The sequence below is a fragment of the Agrobacterium sp. 10T429 genome, from assembly GCF_056393925.1.
Genome location: NZ_JBFTGV010000039.1, coordinates 1 through 488, shown reverse-complemented (window position 1 = coordinate 488; position 488 = coordinate 1). Strand labels below are relative to the sequence as shown.

Below are 488 nucleotides of genomic sequence, written 5' to 3'. Positions count from 1 at the left end.
CAGTCCGACTCGCCCGTCGACGACGACCAGCCCACGTAGTACAGGCGCACGCCGGCGTCCTCAGGCTTCTGCACCGACTCCACGCGCTCCACGCGCTGGCCGGCTTCCAGGGCCTGCACCTGCGCCTTGATGCCCACCTGTTGCAGCTGCTGCTGCACGAACTGGATCACCTTCTGCGCCGTGGTGTGGTTGTAGGCCGACCACAGCGTGGTCTCGAAGCCGTTCGGGTAGCCGGCTTCCTTCAGCAGCTCGCGCGCCTTGGCCGGGTCATACGGCCACGGGCCCAGCTTCTCGGCGAAGTCCACGCCCGGCGGCACCACGCCCTGGGCCGGCACGGCGTAGCCGGCGAAGGCCACCTTGGCCAGCGCTTCCTTGTTGATKGCGTAGTTGATGGCCTGGCGCACCTTCGGGTCATTGAACGGCTTGACCTGGGTGTTGAACGACACATAGCGCTGGATGATCGACGGACCGTCGATCAGGTCCACCTT

1 protein-coding gene is annotated in these 488 nt (G+C 66.5%); it reads right to left on the bottom strand.

Annotation, left to right across the window (positions count from 1 at the left end):
* A partial coding sequence (locus AC1DCP_RS26390) for an ABC transporter substrate-binding protein (RefSeq protein WP_476774870.1) occupies positions 1-488 on the bottom strand: 488 nt, incomplete at both ends.